The sequence below is a fragment of the Rhodospirillaceae bacterium genome (genome assembly GCA_016712715.1).
In the GTDB taxonomy this organism is placed as follows: Bacteria; Pseudomonadota; Alphaproteobacteria; order Dongiales; family Dongiaceae; genus Dongia.
The window spans coordinates 1,266,305-1,291,141 of sequence record JADJQM010000001.1 but is presented as its reverse complement, the minus strand read 5'-3'; the positions used below and the strand labels follow the sequence as shown (position 1 = coordinate 1,291,141).

18 protein-coding genes and 3 pseudogenes are annotated in these 24,837 nt (G+C 56.7%); 11 read left to right on the top strand and 10 right to left on the bottom strand.

Features of this window, described 5'->3' with window-relative positions; translation table 11 throughout:
• Window positions 1-27: 27 nt before the first annotated feature.
• The gene (locus IPK59_06365) at window positions 28-1,047 is read left to right on the top strand and encodes an LLM class flavin-dependent oxidoreductase (protein ID MBK8158399.1); all 1,020 of its coding nucleotides are present in this window, start codon (window positions 28-30) and stop codon (window positions 1,045-1,047) included.
• 59 nt (window positions 1,048-1,106) lie between these two features.
• Window positions 1,107-2,630 (top strand): threonine ammonia-lyase, biosynthetic, encoded by a 1,524-nt coding sequence (gene ilvA, locus IPK59_06360; protein MBK8158398.1) that lies wholly within the window; start codon window positions 1,107-1,109, stop codon window positions 2,628-2,630.
• Window positions 2,631-2,642: 12 nt separating this feature from the next.
• On the opposite strand, the gene IPK59_06355 is transcribed toward ilvA, so the two are convergent.
• Complete coding sequence (locus IPK59_06355; GenBank protein MBK8158397.1) at window positions 2,643-3,485, bottom strand: DeoR/GlpR transcriptional regulator; 843 nt, start codon at window positions 3,483-3,485, stop codon at window positions 2,643-2,645.
• A gap of 142 nt (window positions 3,486-3,627) precedes the next feature.
• On the opposite strand from IPK59_06355, the pseudogene IPK59_06350 reads away from it, so the two are divergent.
• The 7 genes and pseudogenes from IPK59_06350 (at window position 3,628) to IPK59_06320 (ending at window position 10,948) form a co-directional block, all read left to right on the top strand.
• Window positions 3,628-4,403 (top strand): annotated as a pseudogene (locus IPK59_06350) (SDR family oxidoreductase).
• Window positions 4,404-4,411: 8 nt separating this feature from the next.
• Complete coding sequence (locus IPK59_06345; protein MBK8158396.1) at window positions 4,412-5,224, top strand: carbohydrate ABC transporter permease; 813 nt, start codon at window positions 4,412-4,414, stop codon at window positions 5,222-5,224.
• A gap of 125 nt (window positions 5,225-5,349) precedes the next feature.
• The gene (locus tag IPK59_06340) at window positions 5,350-6,546 is read left to right on the top strand and encodes a sugar ABC transporter substrate-binding protein (GenBank protein MBK8158395.1); all 1,197 of its coding nucleotides are present in this window, start codon (window positions 5,350-5,352) and stop codon (window positions 6,544-6,546) included.
• Window positions 6,547-6,570: 24 nt separating this feature from the next.
• Window positions 6,571-7,470, top strand: coding sequence for a sugar ABC transporter permease (locus tag IPK59_06335; protein MBK8158394.1), 900 nt, complete (start codon window positions 6,571-6,573; stop codon window positions 7,468-7,470).
• A 12-nt stretch (window positions 7,471-7,482) separates the two neighbouring features.
• On the top strand, window positions 7,483-8,604 hold the full coding sequence (gene ugpC / locus IPK59_06330) for a sn-glycerol-3-phosphate ABC transporter ATP-binding protein UgpC (GenBank protein ID MBK8158393.1): 1,122 nt from the start codon (window positions 7,483-7,485) through the stop codon (window positions 8,602-8,604).
• A 24-nt stretch (window positions 8,605-8,628) separates the two neighbouring features.
• Window positions 8,629-9,426, top strand: coding sequence for a BtpA/SgcQ family protein (locus IPK59_06325; protein MBK8158392.1), 798 nt, complete (start codon window positions 8,629-8,631; stop codon window positions 9,424-9,426).
• Window positions 9,427-9,439: 13 nt separating this feature from the next.
• Window positions 9,440-10,948 carry a carbohydrate kinase gene (locus IPK59_06320; protein MBK8158391.1) on the top strand — a complete coding sequence of 503 codons (1,509 nt, stop codon included), beginning with the start codon at window positions 9,440-9,442 and terminating at the stop codon, window positions 10,946-10,948.
• Between the two features lie 438 nt (window positions 10,949-11,386).
• On the opposite strand, the gene IPK59_06315 is transcribed toward IPK59_06320, so the two are convergent.
• The 4 genes from IPK59_06315 to IPK59_06300 are packed head-to-tail and all read right to left on the bottom strand — an operon-like array spanning window position 11,387 to window position 16,983.
• Window positions 11,387-13,288: a TniQ family protein gene (locus tag IPK59_06315; protein ID MBK8158390.1), complete on the bottom strand. Its 1,902-nt coding sequence runs from the start codon at window positions 13,286-13,288 to the stop codon at window positions 11,387-11,389.
• Window positions 13,285-14,220, bottom strand: coding sequence for a TniB family NTP-binding protein (locus tag IPK59_06310; GenBank protein ID MBK8158389.1), 936 nt, complete (start codon window positions 14,218-14,220; stop codon window positions 13,285-13,287). Before IPK59_06310 ends, IPK59_06315 begins: the two co-directional genes overlap by 4 nt.
• Window positions 14,221-14,239: 19 nt before the next feature.
• Window positions 14,240-16,267 (bottom strand): transposase family protein, encoded by a 2,028-nt coding sequence (locus IPK59_06305; GenBank protein ID MBK8158388.1) that lies wholly within the window; start codon window positions 16,265-16,267, stop codon window positions 14,240-14,242.
• An 8-nt stretch (window positions 16,268-16,275) separates the two neighbouring features.
• The gene (locus tag IPK59_06300; protein ID MBK8158387.1) at window positions 16,276-16,983 is read right to left on the bottom strand and encodes a hypothetical protein; all 708 of its coding nucleotides are present in this window, start codon (window positions 16,981-16,983) and stop codon (window positions 16,276-16,278) included.
• 843 nt (window positions 16,984-17,826) lie between these two features.
• Between IPK59_06300 and IPK59_06295 the strand changes: the two are divergent.
• A pseudogene (locus tag IPK59_06295) lies at window positions 17,827-18,503 on the top strand (transposase family protein).
• 132 nt (window positions 18,504-18,635) lie between these two features.
• Here IPK59_06295 and IPK59_06290 read toward each other — a convergent pair.
• Both IPK59_06290 and IPK59_06285 read right to left on the bottom strand, forming a co-directional pair.
• Complete coding sequence (locus IPK59_06290; GenBank protein ID MBK8158386.1) at window positions 18,636-19,391, bottom strand: SDR family oxidoreductase; 756 nt, start codon at window positions 19,389-19,391, stop codon at window positions 18,636-18,638.
• A 346-nt stretch (window positions 19,392-19,737) separates the two neighbouring features.
• Window positions 19,738-20,334, bottom strand: coding sequence for a helix-turn-helix domain-containing protein (locus tag IPK59_06285; GenBank protein ID MBK8158385.1), 597 nt, complete (start codon window positions 20,332-20,334; stop codon window positions 19,738-19,740).
• 276 nt (window positions 20,335-20,610) lie between these two features.
• Here IPK59_06285 and IPK59_06280 point away from each other — a divergent pair, with 276 nt between their 5' ends.
• Window positions 20,611-21,168, top strand: a complete 558-nt coding sequence (locus IPK59_06280) for a MarR family transcriptional regulator (GenBank protein MBK8158384.1) — start codon at window positions 20,611-20,613, stop codon at window positions 21,166-21,168.
• Here IPK59_06280 and IPK59_06275 read toward each other — a convergent pair.
• The 3 genes and pseudogenes from IPK59_06275 to IPK59_06265 form a co-directional block, all read right to left on the bottom strand.
• On the bottom strand, window positions 21,109-21,510 hold the full coding sequence (locus IPK59_06275) for a response regulator (protein MBK8158383.1): 402 nt from the start codon (window positions 21,508-21,510) through the stop codon (window positions 21,109-21,111). The genes IPK59_06280 and IPK59_06275 overlap by 60 nt on opposite strands.
• 120 nt (window positions 21,511-21,630) lie before the next feature.
• Window positions 21,631-22,819: pseudogene (locus IPK59_06270) on the bottom strand (IS3 family transposase).
• 110 nt (window positions 22,820-22,929) lie between these two features.
• Window positions 22,930-24,837 carry a hypothetical protein gene (locus IPK59_06265; GenBank protein ID MBK8158382.1) on the bottom strand — a complete coding sequence of 636 codons (1,908 nt, stop codon included), beginning with the start codon at window positions 24,835-24,837 and terminating at the stop codon, window positions 22,930-22,932.

Genomic DNA, 24,837 nt, shown 5'->3' with positions numbered 1-24,837 from the left:
TTAGCCCGCGCAGGAGCCAGTCCGCCCATGATTCCCTTTTCGGTCCTCGATCTGTCGCCGATCATCGAAGGCAGCAACGCGGCGGATGCCTTCCGCAATACGCTTGACCTGGCCCAGCATGCCGAGCGCTGGGGCTATCACCGCTATTGGATGGCGGAACATCACAACATGCCGGGTATCGCCAGCGCGGCGACTGCTGTCGTGATAGCCCACGTGGCCGGTGGCACCAAGCGTATCCGCGTGGGGTCGGGCGGGGTCATGCTGCCCAATCATGCGCCACTCGTCATCGCCGAACAGTTCGGTACGCTGGAATCGCTCTTCCCCGGCCGCATCGATCTGGGCCTTGGCCGGGCACCCGGCACGGATCAGCGCACGGCGCGTGCACTTCGCCGCAGCATGACCGGCAGCGACGACAGTTTCCCCCAGGATGTTGCCGAATTGCAGGCCTGGTTTGCGCCGGTGCAACCGGGTCAATCTGTGCGTGCCGTTCCGGGCGCCGGGCTCAACGTGCCGATATGGCTGCTGGGCTCCAGCCTGTTCAGTGCACAGCTCGCAGCGCAGATGGGCCTGCCATTCGCCTTCGCCTCGCATTTTGCCCCGGATTATCTGATGCGGGCGCTCGACATCTACCGCTCGACCTTCCAGCCATCGGCGGCCTTGGCCAAACCCTATGCCATGGCCGGGCTCAATGTCTTCGCGGCCGAAACGGATGCCGCGGCGCGCCGATTGTTCACCTCGTTGCAGCAGCAATTCATCAATCTGCGCCGCGGCACGCCCGGCCCGCTGCCGCCGCCGCGCGACAGCCTGGACGGGTACTGGTCGCCGATGGAGCAGCAGATGGTCGATCATTCGCTGGCCTATGCCGTGGTCGGCGCCCCGGACACGGTAGCGCAGGGCCTCGCTGAGTTCGTGGCGGCGACCAAGGTTGATGAAATCATGGTGACGGGGCAGATCTTCGATCATCAGGCCCGCCTGCGTTCGTTCGAGATCGTGGCGGAGGTGAGAGCTCAATTGGCGCGGAGCGGCCATCTCGCCAATGCCAGCTAGCCGAGGGCGCGCGATGATTCTATCCTGAGGCGATACAGCCAAAGGAAAGAAACTGTTCCGTGACCGATTATGTCCGCCGCATCCTCGATGCCCGTGTCTATGACGTGGCGATCCAGACCGCCCTTGACCCGATGCCGCGTCTCAGCGCGCGCCTTGACGGCCAGATCCTGCTGAAGCGCGAGGATTTGCAGCCGATCTTCTCGTTCAAGATCCGCGGCGCCTATAATCGCATCGCGCGCCTCTCGCAGGCCGCGCGCGACAAGGGCGTCATCTGCGCATCCGCCGGCAATCACGCGCAGGGAGTTGCCCTTTCGGCCCAGAAGCTCGGCATCGCCGCCACCATTGTCATGCCGATCACCACGCCCCAGATCAAGATCGATGCGGTCCGTCATTGGGGCGGCAAGGTGGTGCTGCATGGCGATGCCTTCGATGAGGCCTATGCGCATGCGAAGCTCCTGGAAACGGAGCACAGCCTGACCTTCATTCATCCATTCGACGATCCCGACGTCATCGCCGGTCAGGGCACGATCGGTGTCGAGATTTTGCAGCAGCATGCCGACCCGATCGAAGCGATCTTTGTGCCGATCGGTGGCGGTGGCCTCGCCTCCGGCATTGCCTCCTATGTCAAGTTCCTGCGGCCGGAGATCAGGGTGATCGGCGTTGAGCCGGTGGATGCCGCCTCGATGAAGGCGGCAATCGATGCCAAGGAACGGGTCATGCTCGACCGTGTCGGTCTCTTCGCCGATGGCGTCGCGGTCCGCCAGGCGGGGGTGGAGACCTTCCGTCTCTGCTCGCAACTACTCGATGATGTGTTGCTGGCCGACACCGATGAGATCTGCGCGGCGGTGAAGGACATCTTCGAGGATATGCGTGTCATTGCCGAGCCGGCCGGCGCCCTGTCGCTCGCCGGACTCAAATCATATGCGGCGGCTCACCCCAAACGCACTGGCGCGCTGGTCGCCATCAACAGCGGCGCCAACATGAACTTCGACCGTCTGCGCCATGTTGCAGAGCGTGCCGAGATCGGCGAAGCGCGCGAGATCCTGCTGGGTGTCACCATCCCGGAGCGTCAGGGCAGCTATCGGCGTTTCGTGCAGGTGCTGGGCAATCGCAATATCACTGAGTTCAACTACCGTTATGCCCAGGGCAGCGAAGCCCATGTCTTTGTCGGCCTCAAACTTCGTGGCGAGGGCAGCGAGAAGGCGGAACTTCTGGAGCAGTTAAAGGCGCTCGATTACGACGTGCTCGATATCAGCGCCAATGAAACAGCCAAGATCCATGTGCGCTACATGGTGGGCGGCCGCGCGCCCAATCTGCCGGACGAGATCGTGCTGCGCTTTGAGTTTCCCGAGCGCCCTGGCGCGCTTCTGAAGTTCCTGGATGGCGTCGGCTCACAATGGAACATCACCCTGTTCCACTATCGCAATCACGGTGCCGATTACGGCCGCGTCCTGGCCGGGCTGCAAGTGCCGCAGCTTGATCGCCCGCGCTTCACCGCGCAATTGGCCGCCCTCGGCTATCCTTATGAGGACGAGACCGCAAACCCCGCGTATCGGATGTTCCTCGGCAATCAGGCTGGCTAGCGCAGAGGCGGGTCAGGTGTCAGAAGCGGGATCGGCTACCATGATGGCGACGGCGGCACGCTCCAGTGCTTCGCGCAGAGTCTGTGGTGGCTCGGCATCGGTGATAAGAATGTCGAGCTCCTCCAGCGTGCCCACGCGCGCCATGGAGAGGCGGCCGAATTTCGAGGAATCGCACAGCGCCACGATCTGGGCAGCGCGTTCGATATAGACGCGTTTGATCTCGGTATCTTCCAGCGAATAGTCGAACAGGCCCTGATCGGTGAGGCCGGAGAAGCCGATGAAGGCCTGGTCAAACCAATAGTGCCGCAGCTGCGCGATCGCGATCGAGCCATAGACCGACAATTCCTTGGCCCGCAATTGACCGCCGGGCAGATAGACCGCGGCCGGGCCTTCCGCGAGCAGGGTCGCCGCCCGCACATTGTTGGTGAAGATCTTGATGTCGGCGCGCGTCGCCAATTGCCGCGCCATTTCCAGTGTCGTGGTGCCGACATCGATACCGATGGTGGCTCCTGGTCGCACGAGAGCCGCGGCGGCCTCGCCGATTCGCGTCTTGGCATCGGCATTGCGGCGGCGGCGCGCCTCGAAAGTCGGTTCGTCGCTGTCGAAGGTCTCGGCGGTGCCGAGCTTGCTGGCCACCGCCCCGCCATGGGTGCGCACCAACAATCCCTGGTTTTCAAGGCGCGTGAGATCCCGTCGCACGGTGATTTCGGAGACCCCAAGTTCGGCGGCGATCTCACCCACGGCGGCGATCCGCGCCGTTCCACGAAATCGCGCAGGATTCCGTCCCGGATTGTGGGTGGCTTGCGGTCCCCGCGGCGGTCGGGGCTTTTTTCGGCGCGATCGGTCATGAATCATCTTCAACCAGAATGATCAATTTCGATCATATTATCGGGCTTCGGCGAAAAATCCAGCTTTATGGGCCTTGATATGAGTCTGGAACTCGGCAATACTGATCGAAATCGATCTACAATGATCGAAAACGAAAGGCATTACAGGGATGCTGACGGAACTGGCAGGCAAGCGCGCCATCGTGACTGGTGGCGCAACCGGCATTGGCTTGGCGATCGCGCGGCAATTCCACGCCGCCGGCATGCGTGTCGCCATCGCTGATCTCAATGAAGCGGGTGCTGTCGCCGCGGCTAGGCAATTGGGTGCGCAGCATCTCGGCGTCGCGATCGATGTGCGCGACCGTGCCAGCGTGGTGGCTGCCTTCGACAAGATAGATGCCGCCTTCGGCGGTTATGACATTCTGGCGGCGAATGCCGGTGTCTCATCGATGAAGCTGGTGGTCGATCTCGACGATGCCGATTGGGATTTCAATTTCGACGTCAACGCGAAGGGCATCTTTCTCACCAATCAGGCGGCGGTGCGCCACTTCCTGAAGGCCAAGCGCAAGGGCGTCATCGTCAACACGGCCTCGCTTGCCGCCAATGGGGAGCGCCATGGCTGGCTCACTATTCGGCCAGCAAATTCGCGGTGGTGGGCTTCACCCAGGCCTTGGCGCGTGAAATGGCAGAGCACGGTATCCGCGTGAACTGCGTCTGCCCGGGCTTCGTGAAGACCGGCATGCAGTCGCGCGAAGTCGAATGGGAAGGCACCATTCGCAACATGACGCCGGAAGCGGTCATTCAGGATTACATCAACCAGACGCCTTTGGGTCGGCTGGAAGAACCGGAGGATGTCGCTAAATCGGTCCTGTTTCTTGCAAGCGATCTTGCCGGCTTCATCACCGGTGAGGCGTTGAACGTCACCGGCGGCGTCAGGATGGATTGAGGCATCCGATGAGACTGAGATGGAGCAACATCGTCCCACATGTGATCCTTTCGGTCTTCTCGCTCTGCATCTTGCTGCCGCTCATCTGGGTGCTGCGCGTCAGCCTCACCGACAAGCTCACCGCCTATAAGATCCCGCCTGAAATCGGCCATCTTGGCCTGGAGAACTACGTCGAGATCTTCTCGACTTTTCCCTTCGAGCGCTGGTTCCTGAACAGCCTGGTCGTGGCGCTGGCCTCGACCGCCATCTCGCTGCCACTGGCGACCGCCATGGCCTATGCCTTTGCGCGGTTCAATACCGGTGGCGCGTTCCTCCGCCTCGGTGTGCTGGCGAGCCAGATGCTGCCGCCGATCATCCTCGTGCTGCCGCTGTTCACGCTGTTCTTCAGCACCGGCCTCATGCAGACCCATCTCGGCCTTATCCTGTCGCACCTCACCATCAGCCTGCCATTCCTGTCCTGGATGCTGGTCTCATTCTTTGAAGGCGATTCAGCGAGCCTCGAAGAAGCGGCGCGCATCGATGGCGCGACACGCTGGCAGGCTTTCATCAAGATCGCGGTGCCGGTGGCGGCCCCCGGCATTCTGGCAGCTGGCCTCCTCGGCTTCATCCTCAGTTGGAACGAATTTCTCTTCGCATTGGTGCTGAGCGGCGCCAGTTCGCAGACATTGCCCATCGGTCTTGCCAGCATGGAGACCCATGCCGGCGTCGAGATCGCGCCATTGGCCGCCGCGACCGTTGTGTCGCTGTTGCCGATCTTTGCCTTGCTGCCGTTCCTTCGCAAATACTTGATCAAGGGCTTGTCATTGGGCGCCCTGAAATGACAAGACCGCGCGCTTTTGTGGGGCCGAAAAAGGGAGGTTGGACAATGCTTAAGCAACTGCTTCTGGGCTCCGTCATGGCCCTGAGCTTCATCGGCTCCGCCGCGGCGGAACCCGTGAACATTCTGATGGAAGGCGTGCCGGATACTGAATATGTGAAGGCGCTGGTGCCGGAATTCACCAAGGAAACCGGCATCGAGGTCAATCTCGAAGTCGTCAACTATGCCGAGATGCACACCAAGCTGGTGCCGCAGCTGGTCTCGCCCAAGGGCAGCTATTCCGCCATCGTGGTCGATTTCTATTGGGTGGGTGAATTCGCCAAGGCGGGCTGGATGCAGCCGCTCGACGACCGGATCAAGGCCGACAATTTCGACACGTCGCCCTATATCCCGGCGATGATGGATCTGGTCGGCAAGGTCGACGGCACCACCTATATGCTGCCGTTCTATAACTACGCGATGGGTCTCACCTATCGCACCGATCTGCTGGCGGATGCCAAGAACCAGGCCGATTTCAAGACGAAATACGGCATGGACCTCAAGGTGCCGGAGACCTGGGACGAATATCAGAAGCAGGTCGAGTTCTTCACCAAGGACGGTTTTTATGGCGCGGTCAATCAGGGTCTGCGCCCCGATCCCATCGCGATGGAATGGTCGAACTATCTCTTCGCCAATGGCGGCGAATATCATGACGCCGATTGGAAGCCGACGCTCAACACGCCGGCCGGCGTGAAGGCGCTGGAGCAGTACACCAACAGCATCAACAAGTACGGCCCGGTCGGCTCGGCAAGCTTCGGTTTCGACGAGGCCTTCAACGTGATGGCGCAGGGCAAGGCCTATAGCTACATCACGTACAACTTCTTCCGCACCGCCTATGACGATCCCAGCAAGTCGGCTGTGGTCGGCAAGGTCGAGATCATGCCGGTCCCCGGCGTGTCGCCGGACAAAGGCGGCAGTCTCAACGGCGCCTGGGGTTGGGCCATTCCGAAATCCAGCCCCAATCCCGACGATGCCTGGACCTTCCTGAAATGGGTTGAGTCGAAGGAGATCACCAAGAAGCGGGCGCTGGCCGGCGGTTCGCCGACCCGTACCGACGTCTTCGATGATCCGGACGTCCTGGCGAAGTACCCGTACTACCCGGCCCTGAAGAAGCTGCTGCTCACCAGCCACAATTTTGCGGTGTTCACCTACACCCCGCAATTGGTGGAAGTGCTGGGTCGTGAGCTGAGCCTGGCAGTGGCCGGTGAAAAGTCGCCGGCAGATGCCTTGGCTGCGGTCGAGGTCGAGTTCGCCGAACTCGCCAAGAAAGACGGCAAGCTGAAGTAACGCGGCTCAGGACGGGGAAATCGGATGATCGGCATTTCAGGAAAAGGGGCCAATGCGGCCGATCGGCGCGACCGCCGGTTCGGCTATGCCATGGCAACGCCCAGCCTGCTGGTGCTGTTCTTGATCATTCTGTTCCCCGTCCTCTCCGCGCTCTTCACTAGCCTTCATGACTACACGCTGATCGCGCCCAACTTCGACACGTTCACGGGGCTCAAGAACTTCAAGCTCGCTTTGGCGGATGCGGAATTCCGCCACTCGGCCTGGCTGACCCTGCGCTTCGTGACCGGCGTCGTGCTGCTTGAATTCCTGATCGGCTTTGCGGTCGCCTTGATGCTCAACAAGGTCGAGCGGTTCAAGCCGGTTTACTATGCGATCCTGCTCTGCCCGCTGTTGATGAACCCGGTCATTGTCGGCCTCATCTGGCGCATGTTCCTGCATCCCAATCTCGGCATCGTCAACTATCTGCTGGGGACAATCGGCATTGATCCGGTCAACTGGCTGGGTGACACCAAGATCGCCATCTGGACCGTGATCCTGGTCGACATCTGGCACCAGGTCTCGTTCATGATTGTGCTGCTCTTGGCGGGCTTGTCGTCCTTGCCAAAGGAACCCTATGAGGCGGCGCGGGTCGACGGCGCCAATGCGTTCCAATGCTTCATTCATATCACCCTGCCGATGATGCGCACGGTGATCGTGGTGACCTTGCTCATCCGCCTCATCTTCGCGGTCAAGACCTACGACCTCATCTACATCATGACGCGCGGCGGGCCGGGGACGGCTACCGATTTCGTCAGCTATTTCATCTACCGGACGGCGTTCGTCAGCCTCAATGTCGGCGAGGCATCGGCCATGTCGATCATCCTGCTGGCGGCGATCCTCGGCCTCACGGTCTATCTCTACCGCTACATGCGGTCGATCAATTGAAGGTAAAGCGGCATGGCCGGCATTGAGCTCAAGAACATCAGCAAGGTCTATGGCGGCTCTGTCGTGGCCGTCGACAATATCAGCCTGGAGATCAAGGACGGCGAGTTCATGATCTTCCTGGGACCGTCGGGCTGCGGCAAATCGACGACCTTGCGCATGATCGGCGGGTTGGAATCGATCTCCGAGGGCGATCTCTTTATCGGCGGCAAGCGGATGAACGATGTCGACCCGGCCGACCGCGACATCGCCATTGTGTTCCAGAACTACGCGCTCTATCCGCATATGACGGTGGCTGGCAATCTCGGTTTCGGGTTGAAGCTGCGCGGTGTCGGGCGGGCCGAGATCGAGCAGCGTGTGAAGTCGATCTCCGCCATGATGGGGATCGAGCCCTTGCTTGACCGCAAGCCCGCGCAATTGTCCGGCGGCCAGCGCCAGCGCGTGGCCCTGGGCCGTGCGCTCGTGCGCAATCCACAGGCCTTCCTGCTGGACGAGCCGCTGTCCAATCTCGACGCGAAATTGCGCGCCGCAATGCGGACGGAGCTCATCAAGCTGCATCACAAGGTTGGCACAACGATCATCCATGTGACTCATGACCAGATCGAGGCCATGACCATGGGCCAGCGCATCTGCATCATGAAGGATGGCCATATCATCCAAGTTGGTGCCCCGCTTGAGGTCTACCGCAACCCCGCCAATACCTTCGTCGCCGGCTTCCTTGCCAGCCCGCCGATGAACTTGGTGGCGGGCCGACTGGAAGGGGCGGGGCAGGGCGATCTCCATGCTGTCGTGGGTGCCGCACGTCTGCCGATCCCGAATGCGTTCAAGGCCGGTTATGCGAGCCATGCCGGCCAGCCTGTGACGGTCGGCCTGCGCCCGGAAGATTTCCACCAAGCGCCGGTTGGCGGCTCGTCCGTCGCAGTCACGGTCGTCACCGTCGCGGTCGAACTGCTCGGTCCCGAGGTGATCCTGGTGGCTGAGCTGGGTGGCGCCGGTGGGCCAGAGATCATGGCGCGCATGCCACGCGATTTCATGGCGCGGCCCGGCAGCGAACTCCATCTTCACTACGATCTCACCCAGATGCATGTCTTCGATGCGGCGTCGGGCAATGTGCTTGCCCGTCCCCAGATCGCCTGATCCTCCAACACAGAGAACCGACACATGATCAAAGAGACCTTTGGCAGCCACAAACCGATCATTGCGATGATCCATTTCCCGCCGCTTCCGGGCTCGCCGCTTTATGACAAGGCGGGCGGTGTCCAGAAGATCATCGATTCGGCCGCCGCCGATATCGCTGCCTTGCAGCAGGGCGGCGTCGATGCGGTCATGTTCGGCAATGAAGGGGATCGCCCCTATCTGCTGAAAGCGTCGCCGGAGACGCTGGCGACCATGGCTTTTGCCATCGGCGAGTTGAAGCGGTCGATCAAGGTTCCGTTCGGCGTCAACTATCTTTGGGACCCGGTGGCGAGCGTCGGCCTCGGCATCGCCAGTGGTGCCCGCTTTGTGCGCGAGATTTTCACCGGCGTCTATGATTCCGACATGGGCCTGTGGGCACCGGACGCGGCGAAGGCCCTGCGCCTGCGCGCCGATTGCGATCGCACCGATTTGAAACTGATGTTCAACATCAATGCCGAGTTTGCTTCACCCATCGGCGATCGTCCGATCGCCGCCCGCGCAAAGAGCGCCGTGTTCTCATCGCTGGCGGACATCGTCCTGGTGTCCGGGCCGATGACCGGTGAAGCGGTCGAGACCGGCAACCTCAAGCTGGTGAAGGACGTGCTGCCAAATACGCCGGTCTTCGCCAATACGGGCGTCAATATCGACAACGTGGCCGACATTCTGAAGATCGCCGACGGCGCCGTCATCGGCACGCATTTCAAGGTCGGTGGCGATACCTGGAAATCGGTCGATGGCGACCGGGTGAAGCGCTTCATGGACAAGGTCGGCAAAATCCGCTGAGATCATCGCCACCATGCCCTATCTGATCGGCCTCGACATCGGCACCACCTCGACCATCGGCATCCTCATCGATGCCGATGGCGGCACACTGGCGATCGAAAGCCGGCCGGTGACGCTCCACGCCGATCACGCGAACTGGTCCGAAGAGGATCCGGCGCAGTGGTGGGCGAATTGCGGGGAGATCTGCCTCGCGCTGCTTTCCAGGAGCGGCATCGCCGCCGGCGATATCGCTGGCGTTGGGGTCACTGGCATGCTGCCGACCGTCATCCTGCTGGATGAGACCGGCAAGCCGTTGCGGCGGAGCATCCAGCAGAATGATGCGCGGGCCACCGAGCAACTGGGCGTCTTTCGCCAGGGCATGAGCGAGGAACGGTTTCTCAAGCTGTCGGGCACTGGCTATAGCCAACAACTGGTGGGGCCGAAGCTGATGTGGCTCAGGGAGCATGAGCCAGCTGCCTTTGCGCGCGCCAGGCATGTGGTGGGTGCCTCGGATTTTATCACCAGCCAGCTCTGCGGATCGATCCAGGTGGAACACAATTGGGCGCTGGAATCGGGTTTCGTCGACGTCTCGACCGGTCGCTACCATCCGGAACTTGTCGCCCTGAGCGGGATTGCGCCGGACATGCTGGCGCCGATCGGTGATAGTCATGCGATCGTTGGCGCTGTCACGGAATCAGCGGCGCGTCATACCGGACTCAAGGCCGGTACGCCGGTCGTTGCCGGTTGTGCGGATCATGTTGCCTCCGCCTTCGTCTGCGGTGCAGCGCGGAACGGCGATCTGGTGCTGAAGTTCGGTGGTGCCGGGGACATCCTGCTCTCGTCCGACAAGCCGGTTGCCGATCGGCGACTGTTTCTCGACTATCACATCGTACCAGGCCTCTATTTTCCCAACGGCTGCATGGCGTCGAGTGGCAGTTTCCTCAACTGGGTGATCGCCAACTGGGCCGGTGGTGAAGTATCCAAGGCGCAAGTCGCGGGCGTCTCGATCCATCAATGGCTCGACCGGCGCACGGCCGATGTTGTTGTGGATAGCAGCGTGTTGTTCCTGCCCTATTTCCTCGGCGAGAAGACACCGCTCAACGACCCGTTCGCCCGCGGCACGCTCGTGGGGCTGGGGCTCAACCATGACATCCGCCATGTCTGGCGCGCAGCACTCGAAGGCGTCGTGTTCGGCTTTCGACATCATGTCGAGACGTTTGAAGAACTGGGCCTCAATATCGGCCGGGTGTTTGCGGCCGATGGTGGTGCGGCGAGCGATTTGTGGCTGCAGATCGCCGCGGATGCGCTGGGCCGCCAAGTCACCCGAATCGATCGGCATCCAGGCTCATCGCTCGGCGCCGCCTTTGTCGCCGGCATGGGCGTCGGTGCGGTGAAGGAGTGGTCGGCAATCGGCCAGTATGTGGCACCGGGCCGCACATTCGAGCCTAACGCTGTCAGCCAAGCGCAACTCGACCGGAAATACCGGCTGTGGCGCGAGCTCTATGAGCGGCTAAAGACGTTCTATCCCGCCTTAGCGGGTTGACCGGTAAGAGAATGTCACGTAGTGAAAATGCAGAATCGCGTATGTCAGCGTAGTGCTTGAAAAATAAGGACCTTGTTTGGTGAACTGCGGGAAATAAATGACTCGATTGGACGAATTCCTGAAATAACGCGACAGAAATAGAGGAAATACTGAATCCTTTTCACAAAGTGAGCGCGTTACATCGAAGCCGCACATAAGGGATTTCAGTTGCTGGGAACAAGAGCCGACTAGGGGATGAAATGACGCCGCCATGCAGTAGGTGGGACGATGGGAAATTATGAAGCGGAGCTCCATCCATGCGCCCGTAACAGACTATCCAGCAGCAAAGGCGGTGGCGTAGGATTTTAAGCCGACCAGAATTCGAAACTTCGTCCGAATTGTGATGAAGTGAATGGCCTCTTCTGAAGGATGGTGGCGAGGCAAGAAGACCAATCTGGCCTAATTCGTGGAGGTTGGACAATCTTTAGGCTTGGTCTTTGTCTTTAACTTGGTAAGTCCGATCTTCTTCACGTCGGCCCAGGAGAAGATGTCATTGCCGGTCACGCCTGTGCGTTTTGCTTGCACCGACTTCACACCCAATCTCTTCAATGTCATTGTAACTGACATCGTTGTGCTTCCGATCATATCGGCAACGATACGAGATGTCGTGAAATTCTGAAGAAACGTCACCATAGCCTGATCGGTCACATATCCTTTAGTAATTCCGAAGCCAGGCTGGCAGCCTGCGATCAGCTGATATTCAATAGCTTGCTGCATACGGCTATAGCCCAGTTTGTACTTCACCGATGCTTCGCGAATCGACAATGTGCGCTCGGCCGAACCTAGCCTTGCTGTCTTCGAGCCGCCAATTGATCGACTAATTGCTGCGGCGTCCACAAAGCTGAAGCGGACCTTTGGAAGCTCTGCCGGTATCGGCGAGTACACACGAATCTGACCCTTCAAGATTTCGGACACAACTCGAGCAAAACTCAGGTTCATCGATTCAGGCCTCTTTGTTAAAGCCATCCAAGACGTCGAGTCCATGGTGTCTGTGCCGTCGATAGCGAGGCACTTCAGTGCAACGATAAAGTCATCCAACTCCTGCCGCCGTAAGCGAGGCATCAATGGGCTGAGATTCTTCCGACTGGATGCTGCGACCCCAAAGACACCAAGCTGGTTCAACTCGCAGAGTGTCTCCTTTGTAATCCCAAGCCGGAGTGCGGTTGAAGTTGCGGTTAACAGCTTCTCATTCTGAGATATCCACGACATAACTTCAGAGCGCAAAAGCCAAGAAGGTGTTCCACTCAATATCTGCTGCGCGCCGACCCAATTCTCACGTCGAGCAACTTTGGCGACAGACTTCATATCCATTTTCAGTAAGTCGCGTGCAGCTGTGGCCGCAATAAACTTGTTACCGAAGCCAGTTGGCGTCCAGCCGAATGCTCCAGGAGGGAATGAAATTCTTCGCTCCTCGCCGTACTTCCACAGAATTCGCGAAATCGTATTGACGAAGGGAAACTCAGAGTAGTGACAGAGCCTATTGTGAAGCTTGGTACGCCAGGCTGATGAACCTGCTAACAAGAAGTTCGTCGACTGTCGAGCATTGAAGAGGCGATCCAACAGACTGGGAAGGCGGGAGCGAACGTCTTGCATGACCTCAAACCCGCGAGCCATGGCATCTTTATAGAGCGGATCAAGATAGCGTTCCTGGCTGTTCATCTTCCCAGCAGACTCCTTGTCGTACCCAATGCATCCCAGAATCTCCGCCACCGTGACGAGTTCCTGAAGCGATGGGCGATCGCCGGCCTCAGTTTCAACCGAAGTCATGAGGTCTAGTATTGCTCGATTAACCGGAATTGTGCTGGGATCACTCACAAGGCAAATTTGGGGTGCAAGTAGCGAGTGGCCGATAGGGCACTCTGTAAGAGTTGCTCTGTGCCAGTGAAGAGGGATGTTGGAATTTGGGCAGTGCCGAATAATTACTTCAGCATGGATCGGGCAATGCGTTAGAGGCAGGTAATCCCACGTCCAGAAGTGCTGCTGATTTGAGGCGAAGCATCGTAGACAGAGTCTCGAGTGCAATCTATCGATGCTGCCAAGAGGCACGTTGTGACCGTTAAGCGTCGTCACTCGCTTCGTTTTTGCTTCTTGCCGCCGTTCAAGGTCACGAGCAGAAATCCCCGAGAGCCCAGATAACTTTCGGACGCTGAAGCTGCTCAAAGCGGAAGTCATTTTGCGGCATCCGATGTCGTGCATCAACCAAGATATCTTCTCAAATCCGTTTCGCTTTGAAAGGCGATGCATAATGCTGCGCACGCTCTCGTTAGGGCCAGGTATGATGCGCAATGGGTAGGATGTCATCGTGCACCTGCCTTGGTGGTGCAACTCCTAACTCTGGGCGTCGTCGCGGAGGGGGATGACGGTAGCGGCCTCCATTGAAGAGGCAGCGCATCACGAAATGGATTTATCCGCGCACCAGCAATCGACCTTAACTGATAAATTGAATCACACGCTTGGGCGAGATCTGCAATCGTCAATTGGTCGCGTTCGTCGTCGTTAGCGCAGTCAACGGCATAGGTGAGCAGCGAGTCGACGAACCCGAGCGACCCCTCTGTGGCAAAGTTTATTGCCGCGGCGAGAGTGGGATCACTGATTGGACACTCGGCAAATACGGATGGCGCATCGTTCTGAATCCCCTCCAAGATCTGTTTGAATTCACTCCGATCTGACAACTTGAACCAATCGAATGCATTGAGAAGTTGCGGAGCATCACAACGTCGTGCCAACTGGTCATTCGCACGTGGCAACGAGAGCGCTGTTTCAAGGCCGACAAGTACAAGACGGGACCTCGACTGGTTCAGAATGGACTTAAGATAGTCTGCATAGGCGAATGCGTTCGTCAGAGTTAATTGATCGACCTCATCAATCACAATGACGCCTACCTTCTGCTCCAGCAGATTGTGGAACATGCGGGCCATTTTTGCCTGAACATTACCTCGCTGTGGATTCTTGTCGTTCAACTTTGCAAGAATGACCTCACTGAGTGCGCCGACGGTTCCACGGCTTGGAGCTTCGACAATGATTGCCGGTTGACGTAGACCCAGCGGGGTATCCACTGCCTCAAATTCAGGTGTTCTGAAGAAGTTGTTTATGAGCGTTGACTTGCCTGTGCCGGCCGGCCCAAGAAGAAGTAGGGCGCGCTGCGTCAATCGTCCCTCCCGAGAGTCGACAAATCGCCTTAATCCCTTGTTCGCTGCGCGATAGGCAGAGTGCATGTAGCAATTGGAGATCATGATCCGGCCTTTTCTACGGCTAGAATTGCCTATGGGGAGCTAGAGAGGTCTTCTCCATTGGAGCATGTTGCTCCAGTGAGGCTGCGAAAGGTAACGATGAGGAACTCAATGCCTCCAGCGATTCAGATGGAAGCGCGACGTGAACAGAGTCTTCAGCCAGGACAGCCTGAAGATCGAGGTCGTCTTGCGGCTCTAGTATGAGACTCGCCAAGAGAGAGAGGTCGTTTGAGGGCTGTTTGACCTTTTCATCGCCGAGTCCTCGGGAGTGCTTGGCGCGGTGGCGACCGGAAGAGCGCTCCATCATATCGGCCGAGGCCAAGAAGAACGCATTCCGGGCGGCAATCCTGTCGGGTTGATTCAGGAAGGCAGCGTTCCGCTTTCTGGCCAGAGCGCGAATTAGATTGTGCTGATGAAGCGTGAGGCCCTTCGCATATTCTTGATCTGTGCAGGGGACAGTGATTTGGAGATGTTCTGGAGCGTAAGTGACGATAGCTCGAGAGATATCAGCTGGATCAATTGTGACGTCGACTGTCTCGGCGCCAATGCGGCTGTACAGGCGCGAGAGTTCCGTCGAGTTAAAGAAGAGGTTGTGTGAACGGACACCAAGACGACTTAACTTTGCTCGCTTGGTTATTCCGAGGACGAAATCAAGATCCCGCGCGGAGGTCGGAAGTCGGAGTGGGTGACGCTTAACGTCTTCATTCCATCGGCGGGCTGGCACATCGAGAATGCCTTCATGTGTTCTGTTGCAGTACACTGCTACGATCCAGAAATGAACGTGGCTCCTGAATTGCGCCAGGGTGAGGCTGGCTCCTTTTTGTGGCTTGCGCTTTCCCCTAGCGGCCACGCTGCCAAAGGTTCGATTCGGCAGGATCATTGCCCCATCTTCCAAGCTCTTGTTGAATCGCTCGACGATTCCTTTGAATGCAGGCTTGTCTACCGGCTGCTGATGGATGTCGAAGCCCAAAGATGCGCCAACGTTTCTGAACCAATCGCTGCGGAATTCCATCGCGTTATCGACAATGACTGTGACCGGTAGGCCGTAGGCATCCCATGAGAGCATGAGTTCTGGGCAGAGTTCCTTTAAGTAGGATTTGGGCATGATTAGATTGCGAAGGCATTGGCCCACGGAATACGTGCTGGGCGGCTCGAAGCCGATGTAGAGCCCAACGACCATTCTTGTGAAGCGGTCGATTGCGATCGTTATCCAGGGTCGGCCAAGGTCAATGCCAGTGACGTCATCTTTAACCGATGCATTCGCTCGCGTGTGATCGATCTCAACCACTTCAAGACGGAATGTGGCGGCGACACCTTTACCGACTTTGCCATAATGCTCCTCGGCGTACTTTTGTCCCTGCTGTAAGCGGGCTCTGTCGTACGCGTCGACACGCCGAAGGTGCTTGTATAGCCAGTCGATCGAAGGGCAGTCCCATAGGACAGTATCCGCACGTACGGCCTTGATCTCGGCGTATTTGGCTGTGATGATCCCATGGATAGTAACGACAGTCGGTGCCAGTTCGGCCGTCATGCATTGAGTGATGAGATTGTTTAGGAAGTCCGTCTCGCCGTCACTCCTGTAGTGGGCCTTTCGACCACGACCGCTAAAAGCAGGAATTAGGCATCGTGCATCTCCGCAATTGTCTTCATAGCGCCTGACCCAGCGCCGTACTGTCGTCCAAGTTGGCGCATGGACGCCTTGAATGGCCGCCACACCCTGGATGATAGAGGGCCAGGTGAGCCGCATGTTCTTCGGTTTGCCCGCGAACAGGATGGCTTTGACGAACGCAAGGCGCTGGTCGACGATCTTGCGGTAGTCTGCATGGAGCTTTGAGATGTCAATCGTCTTGATGTTCGCATCGTCAGTCGATACTCGTAGAGTAAGCTCACCTCTCGAGAACCGTGCAAGCGCTTCATCGAGCGGAATTGTCTTTACGGCCGCGGTTGCGCGGTTCTTAAAGCATAGGTCACCGGCGAGCGTGCGATGTTGAAAGTGGAGCTCTTCGCCATCGATGTTGATCACATCGTTAACTTCAATCGAGAGTGACATGCCGGAGCCTATGAATGATGGGTGTGGCGCACAACAGAGTGATCCCCAAGTGGCATTAGAAGGTTTGTGACGAGGTGCCGCCGCAGCAACAGGGCGTAGACGCTTTCGCGTCCAGCAGCCAAATCATTTGTAAGCGCGGCGAGAGTACCTATTGTTGCAGTCGCTGATTGCGCGAGAAGAGTGTCTACGCGATACGCGTGCTCGAGATCAGGCTCAACCGACCGATAGAGTTGCAGTTGGCGGATGTTCGATTGCCGCGGCTCAGTAGCGAGATACGCATCTGTGACGATTCTGAGCGGTGTGTTCCGCGATGCAAGTTCTTCGGCGACGGCAGCCAACTTTCGTGCGACTTCCGGATCGTGAAGATGGGCGAGTGCTTTGACCTCGATGTAGTAGGAGGCGCCAACATATCGGTGGACTAGGGCGTCGGCTGTGTAGGACGCTGCAACACCACTGATACTGTACTGAATTGATTTCGGTTGAATTTGGTAGCTCTTGACGCCCTCAGAAATGTCCAGCTGCAGCATCAGTTTCCGCTCAAGGCTTGAGAAGAAGGGAAACGACGCTGCATTCAGACTACTCTGATACCAGCCCTGAATGCGTACCGAGCGGTTCGCGCGGACAGCGTGCTCGAAATTGTCCAGGATTGGGGGGCGACGCAGGCGGCTGTCGGGCCGATAGAAGCGTGGCTGCGGACCTGTCGCTAAAATGTTCATACTTTCACTCCTGAGGTCGTTCAGGACGAACGTTTGCGCGATGAACTAGTTAGCGACTAAAGATCGATCCGAAGACGTATGATAGCGTTCTTACTATTTGAAAAAGATAAATAAAATGGAATTGTGGAAGGTGCAAGCGCAGATCTCGGTGACAATCATAGTAGTCGTTGTATCATTAACTGGAGCGTAAAGTAGACACAATGATCGGATTGTGGCAAGCAGATTGTTGAACCTGACCACAACGCTGGGTCACGGCTCTGAGCCCCACGGGTCATTTGTGACGCTGCTCAGACAGCGTGACACTCAGCAGGATACCAGAGCGATTATTGCTAGGCGTTTACGTTAGTGTGGAAGCTGGTATAGAGGTGCCTCCTCTTAGGCGGAAATCCGCTATTCTTGGAGGCCTCCCATGCAGAAGGAATCTCCGGGAGGCGGCGCCCTCGTTCCGATGGGTTCCACCAACCATCTCCCTATGCCTAATTGGGACCAAAGGACCTTCGGGTTCCGGTACCTTGCGACGGAATTCACGTCAATACGTGCCGCAATGCCGGTTGCCCAAATTTTGGCGTCCCACCGCGCGTTGAGGCTGGTTTCAGCCGCCGACGAGCGCAGGAAAAGACAGACGGCTATTTGCTGATTGCGCAGCTTAGGCTATGCCGCGCATATGGCGCGCGAGAGGCCTTCCTGTGTTCTTCGCCGGGTTGGGTTGCGCGTTTGACTAAGGCCGCAGTACTGAACGCAGCCGCTTCCTAGATTCCTCGATCTCGGAGCCCAGCCCTCGCTTTTAGATATTCTCCGATACGCTAACGTCTTCATCGCGAGTGCCGCCAAGGCCTGACCTGCATCTACCGCGAGGAAGGTCTGACCGTGGGCAAGCGCCGTGCTCGGTGGCTTGCCATCGTCGTCCGGGCGCCGATCCTGGTCGAGGTGAAGGTCAACGCCAGCTGGTCGCTGGATTTTGTCCATGACCAGATGGCGAACGGCCGTCGCTTCCGCATCCTCAACGTGGTCGATGACGTAACCCGGGAATGACTGGCGGCCATCCCCGACACGTCGATCTCGGGGCGGCGCGTGACACGGGAACTGACAGCGCTCATCACCCAACGTGGCAAGCCCGGCATGATCGTATCGGACAATGGCACCGAGCTGACCTCGAACGCCATCTTCGCCTGGGCCAAAGACCATGGCATTGAGTGGCACTACATCACCTCCGGCAAGCCCATACAGAACGGATTTGTTGAGAGCTTCAACGGCCGGATGCTCGACGAACTGCTTAACCAGACCCTGTTCCGCAGCCTCATTCACACTGGTTCGATCATCGCCAGATGGGCTGAAGACTACAACACGGCGCGGCCACATTCCGCGCTCGACTATACCGAACCCCGGCGGCCTACGCCGCCATCCTGAAAGCGGCAAGGGGCCCTGACGCTGCGCGCACGGATAGCTCCGCGCCAGAGCCCCTTGCTACCACCGCGCCAGACGGCGAAACAAAACAGGAGGCTCCAATCGTAACTGGATGAAAGTTCAGTGCCAGGTCAGCATGTCGATGCCGGTGCGTGGCCGTCCATCCCATCAGGTCAGATCTGGAAGGAATTTTCAGCAGCAGGTCAATTGAAAGCCAAATTGCCAGCTCTAGTGTGCCATGGGTTGACTTATGGCCACCCTCCGGCAAAATCAACAACTTGTCCGGTCACGAAAGGCGAACGGCCTGACGCAAAAAATGCAATGAGCTCGCCCACCTCATCGGGGGTTCCAAGACGGCCAAAGGGCACTAGTGCGGCAATCATTGCACGACCGGACGGATCGTCAACGAAACGTGCGCGAGGATAGTATAATTCACTAGCAAGATAGTTTGGAGCGACCACGTTAACTTGGACTTGAAACTGCGCTAGCTCCTTTGCAAGAGTCTTTGCAAACGCGGTAGTGGCTGCTCTCACCATGGTAGGCACCGAGTAGCCTGCTTCTGGCCGTCTCTCCCTGGCCGAAGTGACGAACACCAATGAGCCTCTGTGGCGGGACTTCATTCTTGGTATAACGCACTGCGCCAATCGGAATGGAAAGACCGCAACCGCCTCGAAAGTGGCACGTAAGTCCATTAAGTCTACATCTTCAACAGGCCGCACGGTTAACGGGTAGACATCATTAAACACAACAGCGTCGAGTTCCCCCAGTTGATCGATTGCTTCATCCGCTACCCCATCTGCCACGGCGACTCTTAGCGGATGCGTAGTTGGCCATTTGTGTTGGAATCTTTGACGAGCCTCTTCATCTACAAACGCAGGATCATGACACGCCACAGAGCAGCCGCTGCTTACTAGCGCTTCCAAAGCGCCTGGACCTGTGTAGCTAAGTACATTGGTCAGAAGTACGTTCCGGACCCCGGGTGAACTCTCATCTTGACGTATCACAGACAGCTCCTTTCCTCATTTAGAGCTGACTCTGTCACTGCGATACGCCCACTGGATTCCTTCCTATCAACTATCCGCTTGGCCATAGCACCCCTCACTCATTTTGACTTACCAGTCCCTCCTAAGCGATCGCATACGAGCATCCTTTCGATCGTACGAGGGCATTGAACTGCCCCGAATAATTCTTGGCCACGAATACCTGGAAAACTGCTGTTGTGACGGTTGGGGCTGATGAGGAGTAACAAATGAAGGCACCAAAGCACAGTGAATCCCAGATCAAGTATGTTCTGCGCTAGGCCGAATAAAAGACGTCGATGCAATTACGGGGAGCGTTATTCTCTCTAAGTCAGTTGAACGAAAACTCAATCAGCGGTAATTTAGATCTTAGCTTTGCATATTCTTCCATACTAAGAGCCACAGATTGAACAAGCATAACTATGCCATGCGCCTTCATGACAAGGGGCGTCCAGGTCGCCTGTCCATACCTTACCTCCCGCTGTTCATTCATCATCCTGGCGGTAACCACCGCTCGCTTTATGCGGCCTTCAAAGAACCCATTCTGCAATGCCGCATTAAACGCTTCAGTAAGCTCAATGGTCATCATATTCCTGCAGGACTTTCCTTCCAAGGCGCTCTGCGACGTAGCATTTTTTTGTGCGAACAATTCGCTTGTAAGCACAATTTCTAGGTTCCGCGATATGACGAAGACCGTATGCGGACTTGTATTGACAAAAGCACGAATTGAGCTGTCTGACGGATCTTCGACCGAAAGTGAACGCAATCGCTTCTGCACTGTAGGGCTTGGTTTGATATCACCTCGCTCAAGACGTGAGATCGTTGCTTGATTGACGCCCAATATCTCGGCAAATTCAGTCTGGGTTAAACTACGCGCATCCCGTAGCGTCTTAACTATTTCAGACCAAGGCTTAAACTGTCTTCGCACAACAAACTCTTGATTGTTTCGGTCTCAGCCACGTTCTTCCTAGTAACCGGACCGTTTGCCGCTTCCTCTTCAAGGTACGAAGTGAACCATTAAAATGGCTCCCTCGAAACATCTTGGGTCTAAGAGTTCTTAGGCCAGGAAAATTCGTTTAGTGACTTCTCCATTTAATTTTCCAATAGCCTTTTGTCCATCAATTTTCAACTTCGCATGTCAGTTTGACTGCCTTTCAAGGCAGATATACACTTATTGAGAACGATCATTAGATGAAAGAGTTCGATGCCTACTTCTCTTAGGTCAACAAGATTGCGGGCTAGTGATGTCAATGAAAGGTTGGCAGCCAGCAACTCACAGTCGGCAAATAGCTGCGGCCACAACGCTTCAGGGTATGCAATCGTTCTCGCCGAACTGGTCGAGCAGTTGGCGCGACGATTGCACGTCCTAAGCCACCACGCCGACCTGAAGCCTGCACAATGGAGTTTCCTAAGGTATTTATTGAGCGCCAATGAGTCTTCGCGAACAGTGACGTTTTTTGCACAATATAATGGACTATCGCTCTCATCTGCCTCGCAGACTCTAAGGTCCCTTGAGGAAAAGAGATTGGTAGTGTCTCACGTATCCAAGGAGGACCGTAGAATTCGCTACCTGAAGCTTACAACTAAGGCACACAAAGTCCTCAACACAGATCCCTTAAGGCAAGTTGCAACTGCGATACACAATCTTGAAACGCCAGCGCAAAAACACCTCTCTCTGGCGCTAGAGGCTATCGTCCTAGATTTATACTCCTATCAGAAGAGCGACGATTCTAGATTCTGCGATGCAATTTTTAAGTTTTAGAGCCAGCTCGTCACGCGAAAATGGCTTGTAGAGAACTTCGCTTGCACCAAAAAGCTTCGATAGTGAAAGTCCGATCTGGTTAGGAAGCGTACTTTTTGATCCAGATATTGCGATGATCGGGATATTGCATTCTGCAGCTCGTATCATCTTGATGAGGGTAATCCCATCAATCTTGGGCATCATGACATCTGTTACGATTGCGTCGTAGTGATCCAGTGACGGCATCTCCAATACTGAATGCGAATCGCATGCTTCCTCCACTGAGTATCCCAATTGATCTAGCAGGACCTTAAGTAGTTCACGGAAATCCGCGTCGTCATCAACCACGAGAACTCTAGGCATTGTGACCTCTTCGATTTGGAATGGAATGCTGCGAGAATTGCGGTGCCTTATAGCTTAGTGGCAACAAGAGTAGGGTGATTTAGATCAAGTTACCCATAAACATGACCTGCCACTGAAGCGTCATCCAGTCGCTTTTAGAGTCTCGCTGTTTGATACGCCGTGTGGCGCGGTGGTAGCAAGGGGCTCTGGCGCGGAGCTTTCAGTGCGCGCAGCGTCAGGGCCCTTGCGGCTTTCAGGATGGCGGCGTAGGCCACCGGAGTTCGGTAGTTGAGCGCGGAATGTGGTCGCGCTGTGTTGTAATCTTCAGCCCACCTGGCAATGACCGACCTGGCGTGATCGAGGCCGCGGAACAGGGTCTCGTTCAGCAGCTCGTCGCGCATCCGGCCGTTGAAGCTCTCGACAAAGCCGTTCTGCATCGGCTTTCCTGGTGTGATGTAGTGCCATTCGACAGCGTGATCCTTGGCCCAGGCGAAGATGGCATTCGAGGTCAGCTCGGTGCCATTGTCCGATACGATCATGCCGGGCTTGCCACGTCGGGTGATGAGCGCTGTCAGTTCCCGCGCCACGCGCTGTCCTGAGATCGACGTGTCGGGGATGGCAGCCAGGCACTCCCGGGTCACATCATCAACCACGTTGAGGATGCGGAAGCGGCGGCCGTTCGCCATCTGGTCATGAACGAAATCCAGCGACCAGCGGGCGTTGACTCTGGCCTCGACCAGGATCGGCGCCCGAATGCCGACAGCGCGCCGCCGGGCACGGCGCTTGCGCACGGTCAGACCCTCCTCGCGATAGAGGCGGTAGATCCGGTTGATGCCGGATGCCTCGCCCTCCTGGCGCAGCAGGATGAACAGGCGCCGATAGCCGAAGCGGCGACGTTCATTGGCCAAATCCCGCAACCTGGCCCGAAGGGCTGGTTCTGGCGGTCGCCTGGAGCAATAGCGGATCATCTTGCGATCGGCGGCTATGACGGAACAGGCCCGGCGCTCGCTTATCTGAAACCGACCCTTCAGAAAAGCGACAGCCTCACGCTTGGCGGCGGGCCTTACCATTTTTTGCCAGAAGCTCCCGCAGCGCCGACGCGTCCAGCATGCTATCGGCCAGCAGTCGCTTCAGCTTGCCGTTCTCGTCCTCCAGGGCCCGCAGCCGCTTGGCCTCAGAAACATCCAGCCCGCCAAACTTGGCCTTCCAGTTGTAGAGCGTCGCCTCCGATACCCCGTGCTTGCGGGCCAGATCCGCCGTCTTCGCCCCCGGCCTCATGTTCCCGCAGCACCGCGATAATTTGCTCTTCCGTAAACCGCCTCTTCTTCATCGTCTGTCTCCATTGCTGGGCCAGACTCTAATCCGTTTTGGAGGAATTCTTCAGTGGCAGGTCAGTCTCCGGCTGGTTGCGATTCGTTGCCGGCAACTCCGAAGCAATCTTTAAACCACTCTCCGCTCCGCAGCAGGAAAAAACATAATCACACGGGCACCTCGCCAAGGCAGATTTTCGAGGGAAAGACTGCCACCAACGGCTTCACAATACTGATCCGCGATGTAAAGACCCAGTCCGGAGCCGCTGTCTTTTGTCGTGAAGAACGGTTCAGTTGATCGCGTGATCGTCGAAGTTACAAATCCCGGTCCGTCGTCTACGAATCCAAGAAAGTACTCAGAAGTTCCAAATAGCAAAGTGTCGTTATTACTGCCTGGCAACTGTGAAACTCTATTTAGTTCAATCGACAGACTACCTTCATCGCTCATTGCCTGCCTTGCGTTTATCACGAGATTAATAAGTATGTCTGTAAGAAGGCCCGCGTCCCCAACAACACTTGCGTTCTCAACTTCTATTTTGATTGACAACTCTATACCTCGGCCAGCCGCTGCTCGTAGTAAGGATTCGTTTTCCTTCACCAGTTGGTTCAAACACACGATTCCGAATTGCACTTGTTTGGGGCGCGAGACTTCAGTCATTCGTCCGACCAAGCCAACTCCACGCTTTGCCACAGAGTTTAGGACGGCTGTCGACCGCTCCAAATTCTGCTTTGTCGTCGCCGGGTCTGACATAGTTTCCGCGACGCCGTATATTACTCCCATCATATTGTTCAGCTCATGAGAAAGGATTGTGGCTAACTTAGCGGTAGTTTCATACCTTGTGCTCAACCGGGCGGCTTCGTCAGCGATGACTTGGGGGCTCACATCCATGATAACGCCATTCACTATGAAGCTGGACGTGTCCATAGAACGTTGTCCAAGAAACTGTAGGTGCTGAGGCAAGCGACCTCTTGAATATGTCCTTATAATACAGGCTATAGGCTCGTCATTAGTCATCGTCCGACGGAAGACATCAAGTATCTTCTTTCTATCGGCCGGTTCAATTGCCCGCAGTATACCTCTCCAGCTTGCTTCGTCACTCTGTATCCGCAACAATCCTTGACTTCGTTTGTCGAGAATAACTTTTCGACCATTGGCTACAATTGCAAATGAGCCAAGACCCGCCGCTTTCATGCTTAGTTCAATTTTCTGATGAGTGGATTTGGCTCTACTCTCGGCGATAGTCAGTTCAGCGAGAGCCGATTGCCTCTCCTTGTCATGTTCTGCAAGAGCGTTTATGGCTTCAAATGTCTCCGACATTGCGTCACTTGAACTATCTGTCGACAATCTAGGAGCTTCTTCTCCGCGGCGAATTCGATCGATTGCTGTCAGTACTAGCGTCAAAGGTTTCCGAACAAGTCTCTCAGTGCCAATACCGACGAGAAGTGATATCGCGAGAGCGACAAAGCCGAGGAAAAAGGATGCAATAGTCAAATCTGACAAGACAGATTCGGCCGCTCTGCGAGCGACCCTCTCTGACGCCTCGGCACTTCCTGCGATCGATTGAAAGTGCTCTGCCAGAGTTCCGATTGCTCGATCTACATTGTTCATCTTCTGGCGCGCGGCCGGCGCATCTCGCCGGATCAAAGCATCTGCCGCAGACAACACACGATCGGGCAAATCAGCTAATTGCAATAGTCGAACATCTTGCGCAAAGGGTTTGGCTACAGCGCCAATCTCGCTTCGTAAGCTAGATAAAACAGATTGTGCAGTTTGCAGCTCTTCCAAATCACCACGGGCGCCCGCCGCAAACAACTCATGTAGACGTGCCCGGTATCGCTCTATGGAAAGCGCAGAAAGTCGCGCGATCTCCAGGCGTTGACGCATTAGATCTGCTTCCATGGTTGACACTGTCACAATTGATAGGGCGACAGTGAGGGAAATCGAAGACATCAAGGCAATCAATGCTGGCAGCAAAGCGAGAATGACAATCCGACTTTGCAATGTAGATCGCCAGAAGCGATTTTTCCAGAAAGCCAT